21 protein-coding genes are annotated in these 23,939 nt (G+C 39.9%); 6 read left to right on the top strand and 15 right to left on the bottom strand.

The genetic code is table 11. The features are described from left to right. Positions 1-337: 337 nt before the first annotated feature. On the top strand, positions 338-3,310 hold the full coding sequence (gene pruA / locus V7K38_RS24425) for an L-glutamate gamma-semialdehyde dehydrogenase (protein ID WP_334861521.1): 2,973 nt from the start codon (positions 338-340) through the stop codon (positions 3,308-3,310). A 275-nt stretch (positions 3,311-3,585) separates the two neighbouring features. Here the strand turns inward: pruA and V7K38_RS24420 are convergent, their stop codons facing one another. Then, positions 3,586-5,370, bottom strand: a complete 1,785-nt coding sequence (locus V7K38_RS24420; protein WP_334861519.1) for a GAF domain-containing sensor histidine kinase — start codon at positions 5,368-5,370, stop codon at positions 3,586-3,588. Between the two features lie 526 nt (positions 5,371-5,896). Between V7K38_RS24420 and V7K38_RS24415 the strand changes: the two genes are divergently transcribed. Next, a complete protein-coding gene (locus V7K38_RS24415) occupies positions 5,897-6,823 on the top strand; it encodes a cobalamin-binding protein (RefSeq protein WP_334861517.1) in 927 nt (308 codons plus the stop codon). A 136-nt stretch (positions 6,824-6,959) separates the two neighbouring features. On the opposite strand, the gene V7K38_RS24410 is transcribed toward V7K38_RS24415, so the two are convergent. The 3 genes from V7K38_RS24410 to V7K38_RS24400 all read right to left on the bottom strand — a co-directional run bounded on the left by V7K38_RS24410 (position 6,960) and on the right by V7K38_RS24400 (position 8,229). After that, on the bottom strand, positions 6,960-7,262 hold the full coding sequence (locus V7K38_RS24410; RefSeq protein ID WP_334861515.1) for a TMEM165/GDT1 family protein: 303 nt from the start codon (positions 7,260-7,262) through the stop codon (positions 6,960-6,962). 57 nt (positions 7,263-7,319) lie between these two features. Further along, complete coding sequence (locus V7K38_RS24405) at positions 7,320-7,751, bottom strand: TMEM165/GDT1 family protein (protein ID WP_334861513.1); 432 nt, start codon at positions 7,749-7,751, stop codon at positions 7,320-7,322. Between the two features lie 127 nt (positions 7,752-7,878). Continuing rightward, positions 7,879-8,229, bottom strand: a complete 351-nt coding sequence (locus tag V7K38_RS24400) for a YkgJ family cysteine cluster protein (protein ID WP_334861511.1) — start codon at positions 8,227-8,229, stop codon at positions 7,879-7,881. A 210-nt stretch (positions 8,230-8,439) separates the two neighbouring features. Between V7K38_RS24400 and psb30 the strand changes: the two genes are divergently transcribed. Then, positions 8,440-8,583: a photosystem II reaction center protein Ycf12/Psb30 gene (gene psb30, locus V7K38_RS24395; RefSeq protein WP_114086065.1), complete on the top strand. Its 144-nt coding sequence runs from the start codon at positions 8,440-8,442 to the stop codon at positions 8,581-8,583. Positions 8,584-8,686: 103 nt separating this feature from the next. Here the strand turns inward: psb30 and V7K38_RS24390 are convergent, their stop codons facing one another. The 11 genes from V7K38_RS24390 to V7K38_RS24340 all read right to left on the bottom strand — a co-directional run bounded on the left by V7K38_RS24390 (position 8,687) and on the right by V7K38_RS24340 (position 21,079). Beyond that, positions 8,687-10,798 (bottom strand): single-stranded-DNA-specific exonuclease RecJ, encoded by a 2,112-nt coding sequence (locus V7K38_RS24390; protein ID WP_334861509.1) that lies wholly within the window; start codon positions 10,796-10,798, stop codon positions 8,687-8,689. A 236-nt stretch (positions 10,799-11,034) separates the two neighbouring features. Then, positions 11,035-12,996 (bottom strand): Z1 domain-containing protein, encoded by a 1,962-nt coding sequence (locus V7K38_RS24385; RefSeq protein ID WP_334861507.1) that lies wholly within the window; start codon positions 12,994-12,996, stop codon positions 11,035-11,037. Positions 12,997-13,036: 40 nt separating this feature from the next. Next, positions 13,037-14,419, bottom strand: a complete 1,383-nt coding sequence (locus V7K38_RS24380) for a DNA cytosine methyltransferase (RefSeq protein WP_334861505.1) — start codon at positions 14,417-14,419, stop codon at positions 13,037-13,039. A 251-nt stretch (positions 14,420-14,670) separates the two neighbouring features. Next, a complete protein-coding gene (locus V7K38_RS24375; RefSeq protein ID WP_334861503.1) occupies positions 14,671-15,096 on the bottom strand; it encodes a hypothetical protein in 426 nt (141 codons plus the stop codon). A gap of 213 nt (positions 15,097-15,309) precedes the next feature. After that, the gene (locus tag V7K38_RS24370) at positions 15,310-15,591 is read right to left on the bottom strand and encodes a type II toxin-antitoxin system RelE family toxin (RefSeq protein WP_334861501.1); all 282 of its coding nucleotides are present in this window, start codon (positions 15,589-15,591) and stop codon (positions 15,310-15,312) included. Next, positions 15,560-15,784, bottom strand: a complete 225-nt coding sequence (locus tag V7K38_RS24365) for a hypothetical protein (protein ID WP_334861499.1) — start codon at positions 15,782-15,784, stop codon at positions 15,560-15,562. The genes V7K38_RS24370 and V7K38_RS24365 overlap by 32 nt, the downstream gene beginning before the upstream one ends. Positions 15,785-16,069: 285 nt before the next feature. Beyond that, positions 16,070-16,897, bottom strand: coding sequence for a phosphate ABC transporter ATP-binding protein PstB (gene pstB / locus V7K38_RS24360; RefSeq protein WP_334861496.1), 828 nt, complete (start codon positions 16,895-16,897; stop codon positions 16,070-16,072). Positions 16,898-16,948: 51 nt separating this feature from the next. Beyond that, entirely contained in the window at positions 16,949-17,848 is a 900-nt protein-coding gene (pstA, locus tag V7K38_RS24355; RefSeq protein ID WP_334861494.1) for a phosphate ABC transporter permease PstA, read from the bottom strand. Between the two features lie 10 nt (positions 17,849-17,858). Then, complete coding sequence (pstC, locus tag V7K38_RS24350) at positions 17,859-18,800, bottom strand: phosphate ABC transporter permease subunit PstC (protein WP_334861492.1); 942 nt, start codon at positions 18,798-18,800, stop codon at positions 17,859-17,861. Between the two features lie 49 nt (positions 18,801-18,849). After that, positions 18,850-19,851: a PstS family phosphate ABC transporter substrate-binding protein gene (locus tag V7K38_RS24345; protein WP_334861490.1), complete on the bottom strand. Its 1,002-nt coding sequence runs from the start codon at positions 19,849-19,851 to the stop codon at positions 18,850-18,852. A gap of 70 nt (positions 19,852-19,921) precedes the next feature. Next, complete coding sequence (locus V7K38_RS24340; protein ID WP_334861488.1) at positions 19,922-21,079, bottom strand: sulfate ABC transporter substrate-binding protein; 1,158 nt, start codon at positions 21,077-21,079, stop codon at positions 19,922-19,924. Positions 21,080-21,585: 506 nt separating this feature from the next. On the opposite strand from V7K38_RS24340, the gene V7K38_RS24335 reads away from it, so the two are divergent. From V7K38_RS24335 to V7K38_RS24325, 3 genes are all read left to right on the top strand, one after another. Further along, positions 21,586-21,801 carry a hypothetical protein gene (locus V7K38_RS24335; RefSeq protein ID WP_334861487.1) on the top strand — a complete coding sequence of 72 codons (216 nt, stop codon included), beginning with the start codon at positions 21,586-21,588 and terminating at the stop codon, positions 21,799-21,801. Positions 21,802-21,808: 7 nt separating this feature from the next. Continuing rightward, positions 21,809-22,234 carry a type II toxin-antitoxin system VapC family toxin gene (locus tag V7K38_RS24330; RefSeq protein WP_334861486.1) on the top strand — a complete coding sequence of 142 codons (426 nt, stop codon included), beginning with the start codon at positions 21,809-21,811 and terminating at the stop codon, positions 22,232-22,234. 122 nt (positions 22,235-22,356) lie between these two features. Then, positions 22,357-23,928: a metallophosphoesterase family protein gene (locus tag V7K38_RS24325; RefSeq protein ID WP_334861485.1), complete on the top strand. Its 1,572-nt coding sequence runs from the start codon at positions 22,357-22,359 to the stop codon at positions 23,926-23,928. Positions 23,929-23,939: the final 11 nt, after the last annotated feature.

Below are 23,939 nucleotides of genomic sequence, written 5' to 3'. Positions count from 1 at the left end.
AAAAAGGGGGGCTTTTAACCCTCTTTTACCCCCTTTTTAAGGGGGTCGCCGTAGGCGGGGGGATCTGAATCTAGGACGACTCAACCCTTATCCGAGAAGTATTGAGAGTTTAGCGACTTCCAAATAAAAAAATATCCAACTATTTATTGTGGGGCGGGCAAGATGCCCACCCCACAAGATGGGATAATTTATAACTTGGAATTCATATAGGGACTTCCAAGTTATAAATTACAAATTAACAATTCAGCATCATGGTGACAGCTAAATGAAAGAGTCAAAATAGAAGACACAGGCTTTATAAAAAAAGCTTTGCCTAGATTAACGGAGTTTATTATCAGTGGTATTACAAGTACAAACAAGCACCTACGAAGCTAAAACCCAAGAAATTGCTAAACAACTTCTAGCAGCAACGTCCGAAAATCGTTCATTTTTGTCTTCCCTGCGGGATCAAATGCGCTGGGATGATAAATTACTAGCTTGGGCAATGAGTAATCCTGGGTTACGGGTGCAACTATTTCGCTTTATAGATACGCTACCTGCTTTGCACAGTAAATCAGAAATTGCCTCACATTTACAAGAATATTTAGGCGATGAGTCTGTAGAATTACCGACAGCTTTGAAGGGAATGCTAAACTTTGCTAACCCCGACTCTATGCCCGGACAAGTTGCTGCTACAACCGTTGGTACAGCTGTCGAAACTCTTGCTCATAAATATATTTCTGGGGAAAATATTAAACAAGTCATCAAAACAGTTGAACGACTGCGAAAAGAAAAAATGGCTTTCACCATCGATTTACTTGGTGAAGCGGTAATTACCGAAGCCGAAGCGCAGTCTTATCTAGAACGCTATCTAGAATTAATGCAACAATTGGTGGAAGCATCGAAGAATTGGGCAGTTATCCCGGCGATTGATGAGGCTGATGGTGAACCAATCCCAAAAGTTCAGGTTTCTGTTAAATTAACGGCGTTTTATTCCCAATTTGACCCTTTAGATGCTAAAGGTAGTGAGGAGCGAGTTAGCGATCGCATTCGGATTCTTTTACGTCGTGCTAAAGAGTTGGGCGCAGCTGTGCATTTTGATATGGAACAGTATGCTTATAAGGATATAACTCTCAGCATCCTGAAAAAACTCTTACTAGAAGAAGAATTTCGGCAACGCACAGATATCGGCATGACAATTCAAGCATATCTGCGTGATAGCGAGCAAGATACCAAAGACGTAATTTCTTGGTTGAAAGAACGCGGTTATCCTTTGACAATCCGCTTGGTGAAAGGCGCATATTGGGATCAAGAAACTATCAAAGCAGCCCAGAAGCATTGGCAACAGCCAGTTTACAACGATAAAGCGGCAACTGATGCTAACTTTGAAACCATCACTCAGTTATTGCTAGAAAATCATCAATATGTGTATTCTGCCATTGGTAGCCATAATGTGCGATCGCACTCTCGCGCCATTGCTATAGCTGAAAGTTTAAATGTCCCCCGCCGTCGGTTTGAATTACAAGTCCTCTACGGTATGGGTGATAAAGTTGCAAAAGCTTTGGTTGACAAGGGTTATCGAGTTAGAGTTTACTGTCCCTACGGTGAATTGTTGCCTGGAATGGCGTATTTAATTCGGCGTTTGTTGGAAAATACAGCGAATAGTTCTTTTTTACGCCAAAATCTCGAAAATCGACCAATTGAAGAGTTATTAGCACCGCCAATTGTCAAAGAAGAGAAGAAATCTTTAACTATTGACTCTCATTTCCTTGGTGCTGCTGATACAGATTATGCGGTGGAAGAGATAAGAACGAAAGCGGCGAAAGCTTTCCAAAGCGTTCGTCAACAATTGGGTAAAACTTATTTGCCGTTGATTAATGGGGAATATGTTAATCCGCCAGAATTTGTTGATTCTCTCAATCCTTCTAATTTTAGTGAAGTAGTTGGTAAAGTTGGGCTGATTAGTGTTGAACAGGCTGAACAGGCGATGCAAGCAGCCAAAGCAGCGTTTCCTGGATGGAGGAAAACACCCGCTAAACAACGCGCTGATATTTTGCGGAAAGCGGGTGATTTGATGGAACTCCGCCGCGCCGAACTTTCAGCTTGGATAGTTTTGGAAGTTGGGAAACCAGTTAAGGAAGCTGATGGAGAGGTTTCGGAAGCGATAGACTTTTGTCGATACTACGCTGATGAGATAGAACGGCTAGATAAAGGTGTTAATTATGACCTTGCTGGGGAAACTAATCGTTATATCTACCATCCACGGGGAATTGTTGTTGTAATTTCTCCCTGGAATTTTCCCCTTGCGATCGCTTGTGGAATGACTGTTGCAGCTTTGGCTTCAGGGAATTGCACTCTCCTCAAACCGGCGGAAACATCTTCTGTAATTGCAGCTAAACTCACAGAAGTCTTGGTAGATGCTGGTTTTCCTAAAGGTGTATTTCAATACGTGCCTGGTAAGGGTTCGCAAGTCGGCGCTTATTTGGTAAATCATCCAGATACTCATGTAATTGCTTTTACTGGTTCTCAAGAAGTAGGCTGTAGAATTTACGCAGAAGCGGCGATCCTGAAACCCGGACAAAAGCACATGAAACGGGTGATTGCGGAAATGGGTGGCAAGAATGCGATTATTGTCGACGAAAGTGCTGATTTAGACCAAGCTGTTGTAGGGGTAGTGCAGTCGGCATTTGGTTATAGCGGACAAAAATGTTCTGCTGCTTCCAGGGTGATTGTGCTGGAACCGATTTATGAAGCCTTTGTGCAACGGTTGGTAGAAGCGACAAAATCCTTGAATATTGGAGAAGCAGAGTTAGCTAGTACCCAAGTTGGGCCAGTAATTGATGCTAATGCCCGCGATCGCATCCGCGAGTATATTGAGAAGGGTAAGGCAGAAGCACAATTAGCTTTAGAATTACCAGCACCCGAACAAGGATATTTTATCGGCCCTGTGATTTTTAGTGAAGTCTCGCCAAATGCCGTAATTTCTCAGGAAGAAATTTTTGGCCCTGTGCTGGCGGTAATTCGGGTAAAAGATTTCCAGGAAGCCTTAGCAGTCGCCAACGGGACAAACTACGCCTTAACTGGCGGACTTTATTCTAGAACACCTTCGCACATTCAGCAGGCGCAGACAGAATTTGAAGTTGGGAATTTGTACATCAATCGCAATATTACCGGAGCGATCGTTGGACGGCAACCTTTTGGTGGATTCAAACTTTCTGGAGTGGGTTCTAAAGCCGGAGGCCCTGATTACCTCCTCCAATTCCTGGAACCACGCGCGGTAACAGAAAATATTCAGCGCCAAGGTTTTGCACCAATTGAAGGGGCAGATTAAACTACAAGAGTTAAGTCGCTTCTTTACGAGACGCTACGCGATCGCTCCAATTCAAAATTCAAAAAAGGTCAGTAGGGATTATAAGCTAAAAAACATTTAAGTCGCATAATCAAATTAAATCAAACTCTTGTGGGGTGGGCATCTTGCCCGCCCAGTTTATGCAAGTTAAATGCTGAATAGCTTACCTTAATATGCTTGGGTTAAGGCTTGATTCTCCTTAACCCTGAGCAAAATCATCACTAAGCCAAGCATAAGGTAAAATTTTCTCACTCATCTCATTCATCCTCCCCTACTAACGAAAGGACTGGATTTGGTAGAAAAATAGTGAAATGACTACCCTTTCCCAAAGTCGATGTAAAAGTCACATCTCCACCATGCAAACGTGCTAATTTGCGTGTAAAAGCTAACCCCAAGCCAGCGCCTTCATACTGCCGATTTAAGCGACTGTCAAGCTGTTTAAACGGTTCAAATAGAAATTGAAACTGACTTGAGTCTATACCAATTCCAGTATCTGAAACTGTGAAAGTTATTCCTTGCGGTACTTTTTTGACTACTAGTGATACGTTCCCGGCTGGGGTAAATTTAATGGCGTTGATAAGCAGATTGAGTAACATTTGCTTGATGCGCCGCTCATCAGCAATACAAATATTCTCTTGTAGATCAATTTCACAGGTGAGTTGTAAACCCTTTTCTGAGGCGCGATCGCGCACTGTCCAGATGGCATAATTACATAAATCTGACACTGGTAAAGGTGACAAGAATAATTCCTCTTTACCTGCTTCTACCTTAGATAAATCAAGAATATCGTTAATCAGTGCCAACAAATGCTCACCACTACTATATATACAACTTACATATTCGGTTTGCTTTTCATTTAGAGAGCCAACTATTTCTTGTTGCAGCAACTGTGACAACCCCATAATCGTATTTAGAGGCGTTCGTAGTTCGTGACTCATAGTTGTTAAAAATTCACTTTTTGCCCGACTAGCAACTTCTGGTGCTTCTTGAGAAGCACGCAGTTTCAACTCTGTTTCCTTGCGTTCAGTAATATCTTCAATCATCGCTAGAAAAAACTCAGGTTCACCATTGCTGTCTGGTATAACAGAAACAGAGATGTGAGTCCAAACTAAACTACCACTTTGGTGTAGGCAGCGTCTTTCCATTTCAAGGCGATGCCTCTCGACAAACGGTTCCTGATGTTTGGAGGGTTGGAATCCAAACCTTGAAGTTGTCGCTGAATTTGTCCGAATTCCTGACATCAGTTGTTTGTAAAGTTTTAAATCTCCCTTTTCTATCGAAATGTAATCTGTAAAGGTCTTATTGTATAATTCTTCTCGGCTATATCCCAAAATATCGCACAGTACTGGATTGGCATCGACTATCTTTGCTTTCATATCTATAAGTCCAATACCAATAGAAGAACGCTCAAAAATCGCTCGAAATTGCGCCTCACTTTGTCGCAGTGCTTCCTGCACAATATTTCGCTCGTTTGCTTCTATAGCCAGGGTAACAAAATCTGCAATTGAGCCAGCAAAAGTTTCTTCTTCTAAAGTCCATTGGCGAATATCACCAATGTGTTCGTGACACACAACACCTACTAAACGATCCTCTAGCCAAATCGGTGTATCTAGCAGGGATGTGATGCCCAAAACAGAAAGATAAGACTCGGATAATTCTTGGGTTCTTATATCGTTTCTGGCATCATCTACGGCAATGGTGCGTTCCTCTTCTAAAGCCTGGAAATAAGCTGGATAATTTTCTTGTGAAAGCGAGTTACCAAAGCTATGCTCCTTGGCACTTACATCATATAAATTGATACATTCAATTTTTGAATGTTCTTCATTATATAACCACACCCCGACTCGCTTTACTAAGAGCGTCTGAGCAGCAGTTTCTGTAATCTCTCTTAATACTGCATTGAGATTACCTTGTTGAAATGTCTTGCTTCTGGCCAACTTTACTAGTGTCTGGCTTTGTTTTCGCCGACTATTTTCTCTGATTTGTAAAGCCTCTTGGGCCTGCTTTTGCTCTGTAATATCTCTAGCTGACACCACCTGCATTACTTGACCTCAAAAAGAAATAATTTTGCTTTAAAGTTCTACGTAAAAGTTAGAAGTATATTTGTATAATTACAATTACTGCATGGTGCTTTTCATAACCGGAAAATTTATTCTTTTCAATCAAATATTCTGATTCTGAATAATGAGTTATAAACTAGATTTGGCTATAGCAATCCTAAATCATTTCTGAGAGAGAAGATGCCATACTTCTTTTAAAAGTAGGGGATCTGTGACTTTCAATCCTCGGAAATCAAATAGGATTGCCATCATAACTTCTAATACTTCAAATTAGTGATTTTTGCTAGGGGGTAGTTAGCATTTGGAATAAATTTTACCTACGTAATCATACCATAGTAATCGCACTAAATCAAACTTGATTTGACTTGGTTAAACCTCAAGTTCTGGAGTTTGCTCACAGATAATAACTATCACTACCCAAATGCCGTTGATTCTCCTAGAGAAAGATACTTAATGAGTCAAATTTTGCGAATATTAAGGTAATGCCAGCTTTTATGGAGGTGGAGCGATGACGGATAGTAATTTGAGAATTGTTTCTCTGATTCCCGGTGGAACAGAGATTTTAGCGGCACTAGGGTTGGTTAATGCTATTGTGGGGCGATCGCACGAATGCGATTATCCTCCAGAAATCCTCAATCGCCCCATTTGTACCCAAGCACGCTTAAATTCCAATGCTTCTAGTAGCCAAATTCACAATGATGTGAACAATTTATTGCAATCTGCTCTCAGTATTTATGAAATCAAAACAGATATTTTAGAGCAGTTGCAGCCTACCCACATTCTCACTCAAGACCAGTGCGATGTTTGTGCTGTCAGTTTACACGATGTTGAAAAGGCAGTTGCTACACTTATTGACAGTAAACCGCAGATTATTTCTTTACAACCCAATATTCTCAAAGATGTTTGGGCTGATATTGAGCGAGTTGGTAATACCTTCAAGGTAGACTCTGTAAAAGTCTTAGAAAATTTAGAAGCTCGTGTAAAAATTTGTCAGCAAAGAATCCAAGGACTTTCTTTACATGAACAGCCTACTGTCGCCTGTATTGAGTGGACTGATCCTTTGATGGTCGCTGCTAATTGGATTCCTGAATTAGTTAACTTAGCAGGAGGACATTCTCTATTTTGTGTTACAGGTCAGCCTTCTCCTATTTTGCCGTGGGAGACACTATTAACAACTAATCCAGATGTAATTGTTTTTATGCCTTGTGGTTTTGATTTAAATCGCACTCGCCAAGAAGCTAAGTTGTTAACTCAACGTCCAGAGTGGGAAAAACTGCACGCTACGCAAGCTGGTAGGGTGTACATTACTGATGGCAATTCTTATTTTAATCGTCCAGGGCCGAGACTGGTAGATTCTCTAGAAATCTTGGCAGAAATTTTGCATCCAGAAATTTTTCAATACGGTTATAAAGGAACAGCTTGGGAACTTGTTTAAGGAAGAATTCCGAACTCAGGAGTCAGAATGGGCTAAACGCCCCGCTAGCGCTAACAGTATGAATTGGAATCAGATGGCGTTATAGTTTCATCGCTTGCTCGGTCAAGTATTCTGAATTATCTCTTTTGATTCCTTTTTATGGTGTTGGTTCAGAATCTGTAGATGGTTCATTGTTAAATAACAGCAGGCGTGCAGCGAGGATGGCAAATCCGATAGCAGCGATCGCTTTTAACAAGCGTGTGGGTAATAATTCAGCTACTGCACCCCCTGCTAACGCTCCCAATAGGCTTGTCAACAGCAATGCGCCTGCTGAACCAAAAAATACTGCACGTGGAGAATTAGAACGCCCTGAAAGTGCGATCGCTGCTAGCTGACTTTTGTCACCCAATTCTGATAAAAAAACTGTAATAAAGCTCAGTCCTAAAAGATGCCAATCCATATTATTTCAGGGGGAATGGGGAATAGGGGAGTTTTTCTAATGACAAATGACAAATAACTAATGACTAGTAAATACATCCCAAAACAACATTAGGGAAATCACCAACAACATCACGCCTGCTGATTTTTCTACAGTTTTTGGGCTGAGTCGGCTGGATATCCAACTACCTAAAAGCACACCTAATAAGCTGGTGGTTATCAGTGCCGCCGCCGATCCGATAAATACCATCCACGGCGAATGAGATTGTGCGCTCATTAACAGAGTGGATAGCTGAGTTTTATCTCCAATTTCTGCTAGAAAAATTGTTACAAAAGTTGTACCAAAGACTACTAACACTGATTCCTGCTTTTGAGGGTTCTCGGCAACTAATGGCTGAACTGGCTGGGCGATCGCAGGAGTTAGGCTAAAATCATTGCTGTCTTTAAGTTCTAGCTCGATGTCAGTCTGAGGTATGCCAGAAATCTCCAAAGGTGCAGAGTCAAGTTTCACAGGCAGTAGTTTTGGTTGCTAGATTGTTTTCATATTTCTATCATATTCTCAGATTTTTGTAATAAATTGCAACTACATAAATAAAGACAAAAAAATTATGGGGTGTCTTTGTGTGCTTGCATCCTGCTTACAGCCCAATAGCTTTATCGAAGCGTAGAATTTCTAAGCTGTGATCGCCGTATACTCCTTCTATTTGCTGACGACAGCAGTCAATAGCAAAATCGTTGACTTCTTCGGGTTCAACCCCATACATATCTTGAAAAACTTCTGATTCCACGCGGCAGAAACGAGGACGATCTTCGTAGATGCGACATTCTCGCGTGGTGTGGTCGAAATTAACGCACCATCCATTTTCACCTACCATACTGAGGTAGAGTTCTAGTTCTGGTGGAGAGAGATACTCATCTAAATCTGGACGATCTGCTGGATCGAGATTACAGCAGGCTCCACATTGCTTTACACATTGCCAGGTTGACATTTTTAATTAGGGCATGGGGCATGGGGCATGGGGCATGAGTAAGAAGAATTAATAATCAATGCCCAATGCCCTATTTTACTTTTTTATGTCTTTTCTTATAATTTTGTTAAGTAAATTAAATCCAGTAGGCCATAGACAGATATGATCGATTGCGGGTTTTGTAACTAAGTTATTGAATTTTTTAAGACAATTGGGAGGAGAAAGGGAAAAATGTTTGACGCTGTATCTGACTTGTTTAACGCTTTTACCAGTATCAATTGGGAAGTTATTTTCCAATTGCTATCCGTGGCGCTGATTGTGATTGCTGGGCCAGTAGTAATCTTTTTGTTGGCATTTCGCAACGGCAACCTATAAGATTTCTGAGTGCTGATTAAGAGTTAGGAGTGAGGAATAAAATTTAATTCTCAACTCATAACTCATAAATCAGCACTCACAGTTACAAGTGATAAGTTAACTTCTAACTCTTAACTGATAACGCCTGAAGTGCAGCTTGAATAATACTGTCATACTGTGGCTGAGAAATGTCAACTTCTTTGGCGTTTTGACGATTAGTGCCTAGTAGACCGATTATATGTCCTGGCTGCATGACTAACACCTGGCCTTCAGGATTTTTAATTCTTAATTCTGCCCCAATACCGTTTTTATAGAAACCACAGGTATACTGTCGCTGATTGTAGTTAAAGTTTGCACTTGAGGGGATAGGTGGGGAAGCACAAAATTGTTGAAGCTGAATTGGCAATCTGACACCGATTAACTCTAGCTCGATGGTGGTGTTACCGTTAAAATAATTTTCTCGCAGTTTGTAAGCTACATCCACTCGCGCTGGTAAGCGGAAGTAGTCGCCCCAACGCCAAGCGATCGCTTTAATTCTATACTCCTGATTATCAATAGTTTGGGCAATTGTCAGTTTGATGTGACCTTTACCAACGATTTTTTGCTCAACCACTTGAACATTAGGTGTCCAGAAAACTGGATCTGGGTTATCCATACCGCAGGGGTGGAGAGCATTAAGCTGTTGGTAAAGCTGCTGATTGAGCCGATCGAGGTTGACTTCGGCATCAATTTTGAGCAGAGGTTTGAGATGCTGCGGTTCAAGACACTGGTTAGCAAACTCAATCAAACGCGATCGCAACACCTGTAAATTCTCTGCTGGTAGAGAGAATCCCCCGGCGGCTTTGTGTCCGCCAAATTTGCCTAGTAAATCGTGACAATATTCCAAAGCTTCAAATACATGAAACTCTGGAATTGAGCGTGCTGAACCGCGTATATGTTTATCATCTTCATAAGTACCGATGAATACAGGTACACCGTAGCGTTCTACTAAGCGGGAGGCGACAATGCCAATAACGCCGTGATGCCAATTGGGTTGAACAACAATTAATACCCGGTCTTGTTGTAGAGATGTAACATATTCTGCTTCTACATAAGCGATCGCTTCTTGTTCAATTTGCTGACACATCTCCTGGCGACTGGCATTTATTTGTTCGCACTGCATTGCTCTTTCCAGCGCCACCCCCATATCATCTGTAGTCAGCAATTCAATCACAGTTTGGGGATTACCAATTCGACCGATAGCATTAATTCGTGGCCCCAGGCGAAACCCAATATCTTCAGGCTTTAGCGATTTTGGATTTTGGATTTTGGATTTTGGATTGGCAATTTTCTCTTCTGCTCCCCTGCTCCCCTGCTCCCCTGCTCCCTGCTCTCTCGCCTGTACGCCACCTACCTGAATTAACGCCTGTATCCCAGCTAAGTTGGATTTGGGTAAATGCTGTAAACCACGTTTCACCCAACGACGATTTACACCAGTTAAGGGGGCTAAATCTGCGATCGTTCCGAGTGTAAACAGTGCTAGCATCGGCTGGATCAAGCCCTTAGTCTCCCCTAGCTGTTGTGCTAAAGACACTGCCAAAATGTAGGCAACACCAACACCAGCAACACCCCGATAAGGTGAGGATTCGGCTATTAGTTTAGGGTTGAGGATAGCGTTAGCTGGTGGTAATTTTTGGGGGATATCGTGATGATCGGTGATAATCACTGCTAAACCAAGTTCTCTAGCTCTAGCGACTGGTTCAAACGCAGAGATGCCATTATCTACAGTCAGAATTAACCCTACGCCTTCACTGTGGAATTCTTCAACTATGCGTTTATTGATACCGTAGCCTTCGTGCATCCGGCTGGGAATAGCATAATCTACCTGTGCGCCTAAAGTGCGGAGACTACGTAAAAGTAGAGCCGTGCTAGTCATTCCATCAGCATCGTAGTCACCACAAATAGCAATTTTTGTTTGAGAAGCGATCGCATTTTGCAACAACTCCAAACTAATTGCCAAATCTGGGAAATCTTCTAACGGCGAAGGTAAAACTAAAGACTCTGGATTTAAAAATGCTTGTGCCTGTTCTGGTGTTTCGATCCCCCGATTAATCAATAACTGGCTGATAATGGGTGAAAGATTTGTCAAAGCTGCCAGATTTTGGGCAAATTCTGGTTTTTGCGGATAAATCTGCCAGCGCTGATCGGGTAAGCGTCGGCGAGGCTTTGATACTTCAGATACAGGTCGGTCTAGCACAATAAAAGTTAGGATGTATATTGACTAATTAATTGTCGTTTTTATATTTGACAAAAATTTAGCTGTGAACTTTCATAACGAAAAATTAACTGTCCCTTGCCGTTTTGCTAGATAGTAACTTATCAAAAGTTAGTGAGCTAGGATAATTGAAGAGAGTTAAATTAGCTCTCATTTACAGAAAATGCATAGTTACCATCTGGAAATCGGATAACTGGAATCCAAAAAGGTACTCCATCCTAGCCTCTAGGAGGATCAATTTTTCCATTAATTCGAGTCATTAGTAATGTAGGATAATCGCGGTTAATTCTATACGGAGCGTTTCCAGTATTGCCAGGTAAAACAGCTCCTATTTGAGAATAGTTCCTGTCCGCACTTTTCCCAATATCTGCTGATCGATTAACGATAACTAATGTACCAATGTTTTGATATCTTTGTTGATCTCGGAGGGCAGAAACGGCTTGCCTAATCAAATCATCATTCCAAGCACCACTTGAGCCAGGTGTTTTGTACTGAAAATTCAGAACCTCTAAAAGCTCATCAATTGTTACTGTATATGGTTGTTGCTGATTAGAATATCTAGAAATAGACAGTAGATTATCAAGTTCTTGGGTTTGATTACCCAAAATATGAGGTTCAGATATTGGTAATGACGGAAAATACTGCTTTCCTCCTTGATAAGTGATTCGATTTGTATTCTCATTTAATACATTACGGCGAGTCGGTTTAATTCCTCTTGCCATCAAAGGAATAAGCTGAATAGGTAAATGAGTTGCTTGGCACTGTTCTCTAACTAAATCATCACTCTCATGAATGTCAACAAATCTTTGAGCTAGATGAGTTGGCAAGTAAATACGAATAGCTGCTAATTCATTTCGACGATATCCATACATTCTCGCGTGCTGTAAAACTGTATCCATTTGTGGTTGTTGAGCATCTCTACCGTAGTAAGTAACTAGAAGATTCTTGACAGTGACACCGCGACCTATTTTTGTACCACCTATATAGAGGGTATGTCTTCGTGCTGGATTAGGTCTAATTCCTTCACCAGTAACAGAGTTAATTTCTATGACTTCTGTAGAGGTAATTCGTCTTGCCGTTTCTGCTAAAACATCATTGAATGGTGGAACATTCGCAAAACTTTGTTGTAAATTATCATAAGCATTTTGTAATTGTGTTCTGAGAATAGGAGACACACCCGTTATTGGATTATTAGGATTTTGTCTCAGATAGTTCGTCAATTCATTCTTAAAGTTATCAACTAATACTGCTGCTAAATGATGATCTGCCTGTCTAAAACTAGTATGGAGTAAATAGGTGTATTTTTTAGAATTTCCCTGTATTCTTAAAATTGCTGACCCTAGAAAAAATACCAGCATTGATTGTATAACAGTATCAGGAATACGGTTGCTAGTCTGTAACCTATCAAGCTCAATGTCAGGTACTAGACGAATATGGCCTGAATTATTAAAGTTATTGCTACCAAAAAAGTAGTTACCACCCACATAACCTGTACCTGGTGTGGTGATAACGACAAAATCGGGTCTGAAAGCACTTTGACTATCTTGTAATAGTAATGCTTGAGGAGTAGCGGTAGTTTGCAAGTATGTATGAGAATTCAGATAATTTCTTAAATCAACAATTGCTCTATTTACTGAACTTGTAGGTTTGTTTTGATCATTAATATTCGTATCTAAACTAGCTTGATCGGCCTCATCATCAATGATAATAACTGGTTGGTTTTCCCAGTTTGATAGCTGGACGATATTTAAAGCTTCTCGCAAACGACGTGGATCTTTAGGACAAACTAAAGCTAGTGGTAAACCATGAGTAGTTCTTGAAGTTTGTCTAATTTCTGTCTTACCAAAAACTTGAAAACTATCTAATGCCCCTTTTATTCTTTCAAGCGTTTGCTCATAGATGTCATTTAGATTGGATGTCATTACTACAAAATTATTGAAACCATTATCTGCGGCTAAAGCCATCGTTGTCAGAATAATCGATGTTTTACCACTTTGTATGTGACCATAAATTAATCCCTTAACAGAGCCATTTTCTGTTGGCTCTAAACATCTTTCTAATACTTCAGATGCAGTTTGAACAATTTGCTCAAAATCATCGTATGAGATATTTTCTTCATCATTTAAATACTCTCGAAGATTAGTAACATTATCTCCATTAACTGTATTTATATGTGCCATAGTTTTTCATCCTTAATCTGTTAAAATATCAAAAACAAAATTATAGTTTTAGTATGTATTGTGCTATTTGAAGCGTTAAAAGAAAACTGACAGTATTAGCTAACTGCTGTTGCTTGTGCATTATACCTAAAGTTTTAGAATTATCTGTATTACCGCAAAAACTAAACCAATCAGGAAGAGACTGTAGACGACTAGCTTCTCGCAATGATAATCCTCTATTTTGCTCTGGATGAATTATCATACTTTTGCGATAATTGCCAATTGTGATTGAAGGTTCATCCCACTTTAATCGCTTGTAGATATTACTATGGGTATTTTCTATATCAGAATAGTTAGTCATCATGTGTCGAATATTTTGCCAGTTGCCACCAGCCGGAATATGTCTATACCTATCAATTACATAATCCGCTTGTTTTGAAATAATGTGACCTTCTATAGTACCTAAAGTTGCCATTTGGCGCATTTGTTGCAAAAACGGATTCGAGCTTAATTGTTCCTGTGTAGGTTCGTCGTACTCCTGAATAACTCGGTGTTCTCCATTGTCAACTACAGGCAGATCAGAAATTGCTTCTTTGACTGTCACATAGTTATATTTACCCATTGCTCCATGTGTAGGTAACGGAAATGCTCCCCATTCACCAAAATGATCAGATGTATAACCTAAATCTTGGTGCAATGCCAATAAAAAAAATCTATTCCGGTGTTGTGGAACTCCATACCAAGCAGCATCTAGAACTGCGGGAAAAAGAACATACCCAGCATCCGTAAATTTTCTTGCAATATAATCAACTACCGTCAATTTGCGCTTATTCTTACTTTTATGAGAACGAGGTGTCCATAGAATACCTTGCACATTTTCCAAAAGAATTGCTTTTGGTGCTAGTTCTAAAGAACATTCAATAAAATATTCGACAAGTTGATTATAAGTATTCTTAGCATCCCAATTGCTTCGATTGGATTGTGAAAAGCCTTGGCAAGGTGTTCCACCAATAACAATATCGACACCATCTGCTTTTTTGACGGCTTCATGTACAAGTTGAAAATCGTGTTTTTTGGTTAAATCGATAGGAATAAAATCAGAAGGTATACTGTCTTCAATCCTGTTGTTTGAGCTATTATAAAAACATTTATAATTAGTTTCGAGACTTTTTAAAAAAATTGGGTTAATTTCGGCAGAATTTATAATTCTAAAGCCTTTTGTTTTATCATTAGCCATCAGAAATCCAACGCCCATTCCACCTGCCCCCGCGAAAAGCTCCACAACACGCACATCATTTCTGGATGCTGTAAGCGCACCATGTAAAGCAGTATCTTCAAAGATAGGAGACAAAGAGCTATTAAGTTCTTGATCTTGTTCTTTAGATAATTTGATATTAGCTCTGTAACGAACTCTTGAACCTGGATTGCAAGCTGGCTTGATCATGAAATATCTGTTGTAAAACAAAGAATTAAATTATAAGACAATACGGTTCACTTAAGGATTTTCGGTACTGATTTTAGACCTGTAAAGACGCAAAATTTCGCGTCTCTACCAAGGATTTTGGGCTTAACTGAACAGTCTTGTCCTATATAAGGCAGTAGTGCGTCACTGATGACACATAGTTAGTCTATGTACATAGGAGTTTTGAACTAAAGGTTATTTCATAACTCATAACTAATAACACTCTTTGCGATCTAAAGCACGTTGATTCTACCATCATCCATAATATATAACGAGCGATCGCCTGGAGAGCGCCAAGTCGGACGGAGTTCTAGCCGCAATGTGCCAAAGTTAGGTTTCGAGACAATTGCTTGTAGTGATAAACCTTTTTCGCTCCAAAATATCAAAGATGTATTTGGCTCCGTACCCTCTATTTGTTCTAAACTTAATTTTTGCCCTGGACTTAAGGAAATTGCGTCAGTCCCAGAGGGTTTTTGGATTTTAATCAGGTTGGGTGTGCTATTTACAACTTCAACCCGGATGTGTTGCCCAGGTGTAAACTGAATTGGGTGCGACCCACACTTAGAGGCACAAGTTCGAGCTAAAGTATTACTGGGATTATTGATTGATGCAACTAGAATAGTAGCTGCAACTAAAGCAAATGACAAAGGCTTAAACATAATACACAGTATAAGTACTAAACACAAATACTACCTTTATTTGGTACTATCAAGCCTCAGTATATTTTACAGAATTACTTTGGTAATTCCCAGTTATTAAATTACTAATAGGACTTACGCAAAAACCCTCTCAAACTCTCATTCCTCCGTGATCTCTGCGCCCTCTGTAGTTCGTTTTCCGTTACCCGTGCGTAAGTCCTAACTAATTACGAATTATTTGTTATAAACATCTCCTCTCGCACCAATAGCGTAAATTTCGATATCTCTGGAATCAATATCGACTGTAAAAATAATTCTGTTTTTACCTATACGTAGTCTGTAAAATCCCTCCCAATCACCTTTCATCTTTTTGATATCTAGTTCTGTAAACGGGATAATGCCTTGATCTTCGACAGCAATAACAATTCGCTTTATTTGCTCCCGAATATTTTCGACATCTTCGGGATTTGCTTTTTCTAAAAATTTAATCGCTTTTTTGCGAAATTTTATTGCCATATCTTACCCAATTGGTCATATCAATTAGTTCATCCTCAGCATCATCTGAAGGTATACCAAATTCGACTTCAAGTTCGCGTTGCTCACCATCATTTATGTAAGGAATGAGAATTTGGCAAAGGCGAAGTCTTTCTTCTTGCAGAACTTCACGCATAGTTTCTTTAATCAATGCTTTTAATTCTTGAATTTCCACTGTATGCCGTTTATTTATGGTTATATGTATATATATTAGCTAGTCTCAGCTTGTACGGGTGGGAATTTATGCGAAAATAGGAAGCCTACAAAAGTTCGGGGAGGTTTTCCAAACAATAGCTCCTTTGCAAGTTATTTATATACAGTAGTATAAATTCCAGTAGACAGAAGTATTTTGTAAGGGGACATTGAGTTGACTAGATTTAGATGAAAGGGAAAGGTTTTGATAATAGTCGCTCACAACTGAACTCAGTTTTTACCTCTCCCCTCCTACTATGATGGCTCTTTAACCAAAGCGTCCACTGATATAATCTTCAGCTTCTTTGGTTTGAGGAGAACTGAACATTTGGGCTGTAGGATTAAACTCAACTAATTTTCCGCGACGTTTGCCATATTCGTCAATTTCTGTATTGAAGAAAGCTGTGAAATCTGCCACTCTGGAAGCTTGCTGCATATTGTGTGTCACCATGATAATGGTGTATTGCTGCTTCAGTTCTAGGCAGAGTTCTTCTACTTGACGGCTAGAAATCGGGTCGAGAGCAGAACATGGTTCATCCATCAATAATACATCTGGCTTCATGGCGATCGCACGAGCAATGCAAAGTCGTTGCTGTTGTCCGCCAGATAATGCAGTTCCCTTCTCTTTGAGTTTGTCTTTGACTTCATCCCAAATAGCAGCACGTCTGAGGGAATCTTCCACCAATTCATCAATATTGCCTTTGTAACCGTTAGAACGCGGCCCAAAGGAAATATTTTCGTATATTGACTTGGGAAAAGGATTCGGCCTTTGAAAAACCATTCCGACTTGGCGGCGTAACTTTACAGAGTTTATCTTAGGATCGTAAATATTGCGATCGCGATAATTCAGTCTACCTTCAACCTTCGCTCCAGGAATTAAATCATTCATCCGGTTGAAGCAACGCAGTAAGGTACTTTTACCACATCCTGAAGGGCCAATAAAAGCAATAATTTGTTTTTCAGGAATCTTTAAGTAAACATCTAGAAGTGCCAAAGATCCACCATATAAGACCTTCACACCTTCAACATTGAAGACACTCTTCTCTTGGTCAATTGTGGCGCTATCTGATTGACTTCTACTGTTGCTATAAGTCATTTTGCGTATCTCCTAATAACCGGGAATCTATTTAATTAGATATTTAATTACCTAACTAATTGAGAAGCGTTGTCGAATATAAATTGCAACACCATTTAAAACTAAAATTAAGGCTAACAACGCAATAATTGTTGCTGCTGCTGCACTAGCAAAACCTGGTTCAGGACGAGTAATGTAACTGTAAATTTGAATGGGTAATGCCATAAATCTCTGGAACAAACCAGGGTTAAAGGTGAGAAAACCCACAGCACCTACAACAATTAGAGACGCTGCATCACCAATTGCACGGGATACAGAGATAATCACACCTGTCAAAATACCAGGAACAGCATAGGGGATGACATGATTGCTGATAGTTCGCCATTTTGTGACACCTAATCCGTAAGAAGCATTTCTTAGGGAATCTGGGACAGCACGAATTGCTTCTCTAGCTGTCACAATAATTACTGGTAAAGACAGCAAAGATAAAGTCAATGCACCAGAAATCAAAGCGGGGCCAAACCCAAGTAAATAATTGAAAACCCCTAAACCCAGCAATCCATAGACAATAGAAGGCACACCCGCCAGATTACTGATATTAATCTCAATAATCGCTGTCCACCAAGCTTTAGGTGCATACTCTTCTAGATATAAAGCTGCTCCGACACCAATGGGAACAGTGACTAAAATCACAACCAGCCCTAAAAGAATGCTGCTGATAATTGCAGGTCGGATACCACCTTGTTCAGGAAAACGAGAAGGAGTTTCCGTAAGAAAACCGGGTGACAAAAATCTTCCTAATCCGTCTCGAAAAATATCAAAAAGTAGCAACGCTAGGACAAATAAACCAATCAGCAATCCTAACAAAAAAAGTACTTCAAATACTTTCCCTAATCTCTCCCTACTTTCAACATTATCGGTAAATTCTGCCGCAGAATCTAGAGAATCATCTTGTTGATAACTTGTAGTCATATATATCTATTTAATCGTATTTTTCTTTAAAGCGATTAGCAATCCAGTAACTAACAATATTCAAAGCAAGGGTAAGTAGAAACAGAACAGCGCCTACAGCATATAATGTCTTGAAATTGAGACTACCACGCGGACTATCTCCACCAGAAATTTGTGCCATATAAGCTGTCATTGTTTCTACTGATTCCGCAAAGTTAATAGTTAGTCTTGGTTGTTGTCCGGCGGCGATGAGGACAGTCATTGTTTCACCCACAGCGCGAGAAATACCCAAAATAATCGAGGCTATAATTCCAGAAAGTGCGGCTGGTAGAACTACTTTAAAAATGGTTTCCAGTTTAGTTATACCTATAGCATAAGCTCCTTCTCGCAAAGAACGTGGAACTGCTTTAATAGCATCTAAGCTGATAGAACCAACAGTAGGAGTAATCATTACCCCCATCATTAACCCCGCACTCAAAGCGTTGAATATTTCCAGAGGGATCGCATTTCGCAGCAATGGTGTAAGGAACAAAAGCGCAAAGTAACCATATACTACCGTGGGTATTCCTGCCAAAAGTTCCACTGCTGGACGTAAAATTGCTGCCACTTTGGGTTGAGCATATTCACTCAAATAAATAGCAGAAGATAAACCCAAAGGAATAGCAACCGCCATAGCAATAGCTGTAGTCAATAAAGTGCCATTAATCAAAGGCCAAACGCCAAAATGTTTATTAGCAAATAGAGGTGTCCATTTAGTATCAAGAAAGAATTGGGCAAAAGAGACTTCTTGGAAAAAACTGAATGTCTCCTGAAAGATAATTATGACAATACCAAAGGTAGTCAAAACCGAAACTAAAGCACAAGCAAATAAAATTGCTGCAACAATCTTTTCTGATATATCTTCAGAAGCATTTTTATCCAGTGATTGTCTGGATAGTAGATAAGGATCGTCTGGATAATTAGTATTTTGCATAAACAGTTATTTTTTAACTACAACAAGACTATAATGACTCAGACTTTATTTAAATAAAGTTTGTGATTGGTTCACCCGGTTTTGCTTTTTTAAACTTTGTCCCAGTTTCACCAGTAGCAAATTTTCGTTTTACCTTGATGTAAGCTTCATCAGGTAGCGCTACATAACCAACACTATCTACCCACTTCCAAGAATTTTCTAAATAAAAATCTACAAATTCTTTGACTGCTGGCTTGGTATCTAAAGACTTTTTACTGACATAGATAAACAGAGGACGAGACAAAGGTGTATAGATATTTTTAATTACATTATCTACTGGCACTGGTTTTTCACACTTTCCTGTAGGACTTTCTACAGCAACTAGATTCAGTTTTTCTTGATTTTGAATATAGTAAGATATCCCCACATAACCCAAAGCTGTTGCATCGCCTGACACTCCTTGTACGAGAAGGTTTTGATTCTGAGTAGCAGTGTAGTCTGTACGGCCATTCTTGGCTTTGCCAGTTACAGCTTGAGTCATATAATCGAATGTTCCGGTATCAGAAGATGGAGCATACAACTTCAGGTTTTCGTTAGGAAATTTGGAATTCACTTGATTCCATTTCAATATTTTACCGTCTGATTTTCCACCCCAAATTTTACCTAGTTCCTTAATAGTTAGACATTTTGCAAAGTTATTTTTGCGGTTGGCAATCACAGCAATACCATCTAAAGCTATAGGCAACTCAACAAATTTAATATTCTTACTTTTACATTTTTTTATTTCTTCATCTCTAATAGTACGAGAAGCACCAGCTATATCAATATCGCCATTACAAAACTTACTGAAACCACCACCAGTACCACTTGAGGCAACGCTTACTTTCGCTTCAGGTTTGACTTTACCGTATTCTTCTGCAACTGCTAAAGAAATAGTAAAACCTACAGCTGCACCATCAATACTTACCTGACTTTTCTTTTCCTCGCTACTGCTACAAGCAGTGATATTACTGGCAATAATCATTAAAAATATGAGGAAAAAGCTATCCTTAAATCTGCTACGAAAGCTCATACATTATCAATTGGGTAAAGTGACTGAGAATTATTTATACTTGGCTATCTGCTAGTATCTAATCTAGATATCAGGCTTTACTGGCAGCTTGAACTTTGTCAAAAATTGCCCCATATCCAAAAAACTTTTTCTGGATAACATCCCAGCCACCTAAATCTTGAGATGTGAATAAAGTTTTAATTGGCGGATGTTGTGATGCTACTTCTTGGGTGACAGTGGGGTTAACAGGACGATATTGTAATTTAGCAAATTCTCGTTGGGCTTCTGTAGAGTAAAGAAAATCAACAAATGCTTGTGCAACTTCCCTTGTACCGTGTTTATCAACGTTTTTATCAACTACGGCTACTGGATTATCTATAGAAATATTGACTTGGGGTATAATATAAGGTAATTTAGTCCCATTTTTACCTGCTAGAATTACCTCATTCTCGTAGTTTATTAAGACATCACCCTGATTTTTTTGAAAAAATAAATCGCTAGCTTCACGAGCATCTTTCGTCAGAATAGGAGTATTTTTATAAACTTTGGTGACATAATTTAATGCTGTCGTTTCGTCACCTCCGGTTAGACTCACGGAACCCCAAAAAGCTAAGAATTCCCAGACAGCAATACCAGAAGTTTTTGGATTAGCCGCAATCACCTTCACGCCATCTTTTGCTAAGTCTGCCCAAGTATTTATACCTTTGGGATTGCCTTCGCGGGTAACGATCGCAGCAACCGATCTACTAACAATACCACTTCGCGGAGCTTTGGTTTCCCAACCCGTTTTAATCAAACCTGCAAGAGAAATTTTGTTGACATCTAGGGGAAGGGCCAAATGTACTATATCTGCTTCTTGCGAACCAGCAATCACAGCCGCCGCTTGAGCGCCAGAACCACCATAACTTTGCTCAAATGTGACGTTTTGATTATGTTCTTGCTTCCACTTTTCGACAAATTTGGGAATTATTTGGTCATGAGCCGCTTTAGTGACAGAGAAAGAAACGAGTTTCAGCTTAACATCATTTTTGCTAGCTGAACTGCTTCCAGAACAGGAGGCAACTGTTAAACTCAAAAAAGCACCTATTAGAAACAGGCTCACAAAGCTTTGTAGAGTGTGTCTATTCAACCAATTTCTAATTGTGTGTTGATATGAGAGTTGTATGGTCTGCCAAGCTTTCATGACATAAGACTGTATTCTCTCAATTAGTAATTTGCTTAAATGTGTTGATTGTTGCGACTGGCTCATCAGAATCACCCCTAAATCTACGGTATTTGTAGACGGATACCGTAATTAAGAAGATTATAGGGTATATAGAATAATATTTATCATCTGGATTAAATTTTTTTTATAAGTAGCAAAAGTAGGATCTAAACTCTGCGTTCTGCCAAACTCCAAAAAGCTGATTTGTTTACAGCATACATACGTTACTTTTGTATAGAATTGCCCCAATATTTTATTGTTAAGAATTGGGGAAAAGCTAAAAAAGTTTCTCCCTTTTGTCCATAAAAGACCACTAAGAGGTTTTACTACCCAAAACCTGTCCCTCTGCGAGTCGGAGAGGGAAAGAATTGAACTTTAAAAAAGTTCGTCGCACTCACGTAACATTAGTTCATCTGATGGCTTCGGGAATTCTCAAAAATCGATATAATTCGTAAGATTCATATAAGTATCTTCACTAGTTATTGCGTCGTATACTCTACCTGTATTGCTACAACCAGCTTAGGATAGAGTAAAAGCACTTTTTGTGAAAGATGGTAGAAAAAATCACAGCCTTGTTTAATGGCAAAGTGTTCTATCCGGCTGAACCGATCGCACTGCCAATCAATACCCGCGTGCGAATTAGTATTGAAATTTTACCGCCAAGCGAACACGAAACGGTATCATTTCTGCAAACAGCGCGATCGCTCAATTTAGATGGGCCACCTGATTGGTCTACCAATATAGATAAATACTTGTATAGTAAGTAAACTTTCCATGCATTCTGAAGTTTTTCTTGATACATCATTTGCCATTGCTTTATCTGCACCGAGCGATCGCTTGCATGACCGAGCCTTATATCTGGCTAAAATGTTACAAGCAGCAGAAACTCGTCTGGTGACAACACAGGCGGTAATGTTGGAAATTGGCAATGCCTTATCCCAACAACCTTATCGCCAAGCGGCAATCACATTATTAAATTCTCTAGTAGCAGACTCCAAAGTAGAAATTGTCCCCCTCTCCCAGGAACTCTACGAACGCGCTTTCGAGTTATATCGGGAACAAACAGAGAAAGAATGGGGATTTGTGGATTGCGTATCTTTTATTGTCATGCAATATAGCGGAATCACTGAAGCGCTGACTGCTGACGAGCATTTTCAGCAAGCTGGATTTCGAGCATTACTACGAGAAAACTTGCCTTAAGGATTGGGAATTGAGCATTTGGGCATGGGGCATAGGTTACTCACAAATGACTAATGACTAATGACTAATGAAATATTTCGTTACAATCAACGTGTGCATTAGGCATTGAAGAGTTATTAGCCATGAAATTGATTTCCGATCCACCGATTCCTGTGAAAATTCAAAAGATGAAGGAACGGGTGCGGTGGATGCATCCAAGTTTTGTGCAACGGGGAATTGACCAAACCAGCATGGTTATTGACGATGGCAGGGAAGATAGTCCAGAATTTTCCTTTATGGTTATTGGTGATTCTGGTACTCAATCCCATTATCGACACCACCCCCAACGAAAGGTTGCCGAACTGATGCTGCCTCACCAGGATGATTGCAGTTTTGTGTTGCACACAGGTGATGTAATCTATGTGGTTGGTTCCCAAGAATTTTATTCAACAAACTTTATTGAGCCTTATCGGGAATTTCTTGTAGGTGGGGACAACCCGAACAGTATTCCTTATGACCGTATGGTGTTTAATCTGCCGTTCTTGCCAGTACCTGGTAATCATGATTACTATGATGTCCCCTTAATGTACCGTTTATTTACTGGAACAACATCTTCATTACGTCGCCTGTTCCGCTACAAAGATATCGAGATTGGCTGGCATGGATCGTATCAAGGTAATGCTTATGCACGGGCATTTATGGATTATACCCAGGCGATCGCTTCCCCACAACAATTAGAACGTCATTTAGATCGACACTACACTGCTAAGACTAACACAGGCCAATGTTTGCGTTACGAACCCGGACAGTTTACCCGTTTACCCAATCGCTATTACACCTTTCGTTATGGCGGAATTGACTTTTTTGCACTAGATTCTAATACTTTTAATACACCATCACCCTTACCTGCAACTCAAGAGGGGGAAATTTACCGTCGGGAATTGCAAAAACGTCGCCAGGAAATAGATCGAGAAGAATTGCAGATTTTGGGAATCTGCGATGGACTAAACCCAGATAAACCCACCGAAGCTGAACAACTTGATGAACTTACCGCCAAATTAGATCAAATAGATGAGATCAAAATCGATATTGAAAAACAATTGGCATCTGATAAAATGCCTGAGATCGATTTTGAACAACTTGAATGGTTGCGAAGCAGACTTATTGAATCTTGGAACACCTCCGAAGTGCGCGGACGTGTAATCTTTTTTCACCATCCGCCTTATGTCACTGAGGCTACCAAGTGGAATCAAGCTCAAACCTTGGCGGTTCGCCACCGCTTGCGCTGGGTGTTTGAACAAGTGGCACAAAATCTTGGTTCTCTAATTAAAGAACGTCCCATAGTCGATTTGATTTTAAATGGTCACGCTCACTGTTTGGAGCATCTTTGCACAACTGATACCGGATTTGCTGACTCTCACATTAACTGCATTATCTCTGGTGGTAGTGGTCATCGTCCCCGTTATCAACGGCGAGAGGGAACTGAATTGATGGAGACTTTTACGGAAATAGCAGATAAACCCACTCGGAAAGTTGCTGATTCAAAGCTTTTTATTGGTCGTCATGATTACAATCTCCAAAAGCGATTGCCTTACTCATCTGTGCGGATTGATGTTTTGGCTGGTACTCCACCCAAGTTTATCATCAGACCGTTGGTTACAGAACGAGTTGGGGATGAGTGGTGTAACCGCGAACTTGAACCTTTTGTGATTTAAATGGGAATATA

It is taken from the genome of Nostoc sp. (assembly GCF_036917465.1).
In the GTDB taxonomy this organism is placed as follows: Bacteria; Cyanobacteriota; Cyanobacteriia; order Cyanobacteriales; family Nostocaceae; genus Nostoc.
This window is presented reverse-complemented; position numbering and strand designations above follow the sequence as displayed.

Coding starts and splice junctions, on each gene's coding strand:
- V7K38_RS24420 (WP_334861519.1), bottom strand. CDS start 5,370: ATGCAGGTGGTGTCAGCTAGAGATATTACAGAGCAAAAGCAGGCCCAA.
- V7K38_RS24415 (WP_334861517.1), top strand. CDS start 5,897: ATGACGGATAGTAATTTGAGAATTGTTTCTCTGATTCCCGGTGGAACA.
- V7K38_RS24410 (WP_334861515.1), bottom strand. CDS start 7,262: ATGGATTGGCATCTTTTAGGACTGAGCTTTATTACAGTTTTTTTATCA.
- V7K38_RS24400 (WP_334861511.1), bottom strand. CDS start 8,229: ATGTCAACCTGGCAATGTGTAAAGCAATGTGGAGCCTGCTGTAATCTC.
- psb30 (WP_114086065.1), top strand. CDS start 8,440: ATGTTTGACGCTGTATCTGACTTGTTTAACGCTTTTACCAGTATCAAT.
- V7K38_RS24385 (WP_334861507.1), bottom strand. CDS start 12,996: ATGGCACATATAAATACAGTTAATGGAGATAATGTTACTAATCTTCGA.
- V7K38_RS24380 (WP_334861505.1), bottom strand. CDS start 14,419: ATGATCAAGCCAGCTTGCAATCCAGGTTCAAGAGTTCGTTACAGAGCT.
- V7K38_RS24375 (WP_334861503.1), bottom strand. CDS start 15,096: ATGTTTAAGCCTTTGTCATTTGCTTTAGTTGCAGCTACTATTCTAGTT.
- V7K38_RS24370 (WP_334861501.1), bottom strand. CDS start 15,591: ATGGCAATAAAATTTCGCAAAAAAGCGATTAAATTTTTAGAAAAAGCA.
- pstB (WP_334861496.1), bottom strand. CDS start 16,897: ATGACTTATAGCAACAGTAGAAGTCAATCAGATAGCGCCACAATTGAC.
- pstA (WP_334861494.1), bottom strand. CDS start 17,848: ATGACTACAAGTTATCAACAAGATGATTCTCTAGATTCTGCGGCAGAA.
- pstC (WP_334861492.1), bottom strand. CDS start 18,800: ATGCAAAATACTAATTATCCAGACGATCCTTATCTACTATCCAGACAA.
- V7K38_RS24345 (WP_334861490.1), bottom strand. CDS start 19,851: ATGAGCTTTCGTAGCAGATTTAAGGATAGCTTTTTCCTCATATTTTTA.
- V7K38_RS24340 (WP_334861488.1), bottom strand. CDS start 21,079: ATGAGCCAGTCGCAACAATCAACACATTTAAGCAAATTACTAATTGAG.
- V7K38_RS24335 (WP_334861487.1), top strand. CDS start 21,586: ATGGTAGAAAAAATCACAGCCTTGTTTAATGGCAAAGTGTTCTATCCG.
- V7K38_RS24330 (WP_334861486.1), top strand. CDS start 21,809: ATGCATTCTGAAGTTTTTCTTGATACATCATTTGCCATTGCTTTATCT.
- V7K38_RS24325 (WP_334861485.1), top strand. CDS start 22,357: ATGAAATTGATTTCCGATCCACCGATTCCTGTGAAAATTCAAAAGATG.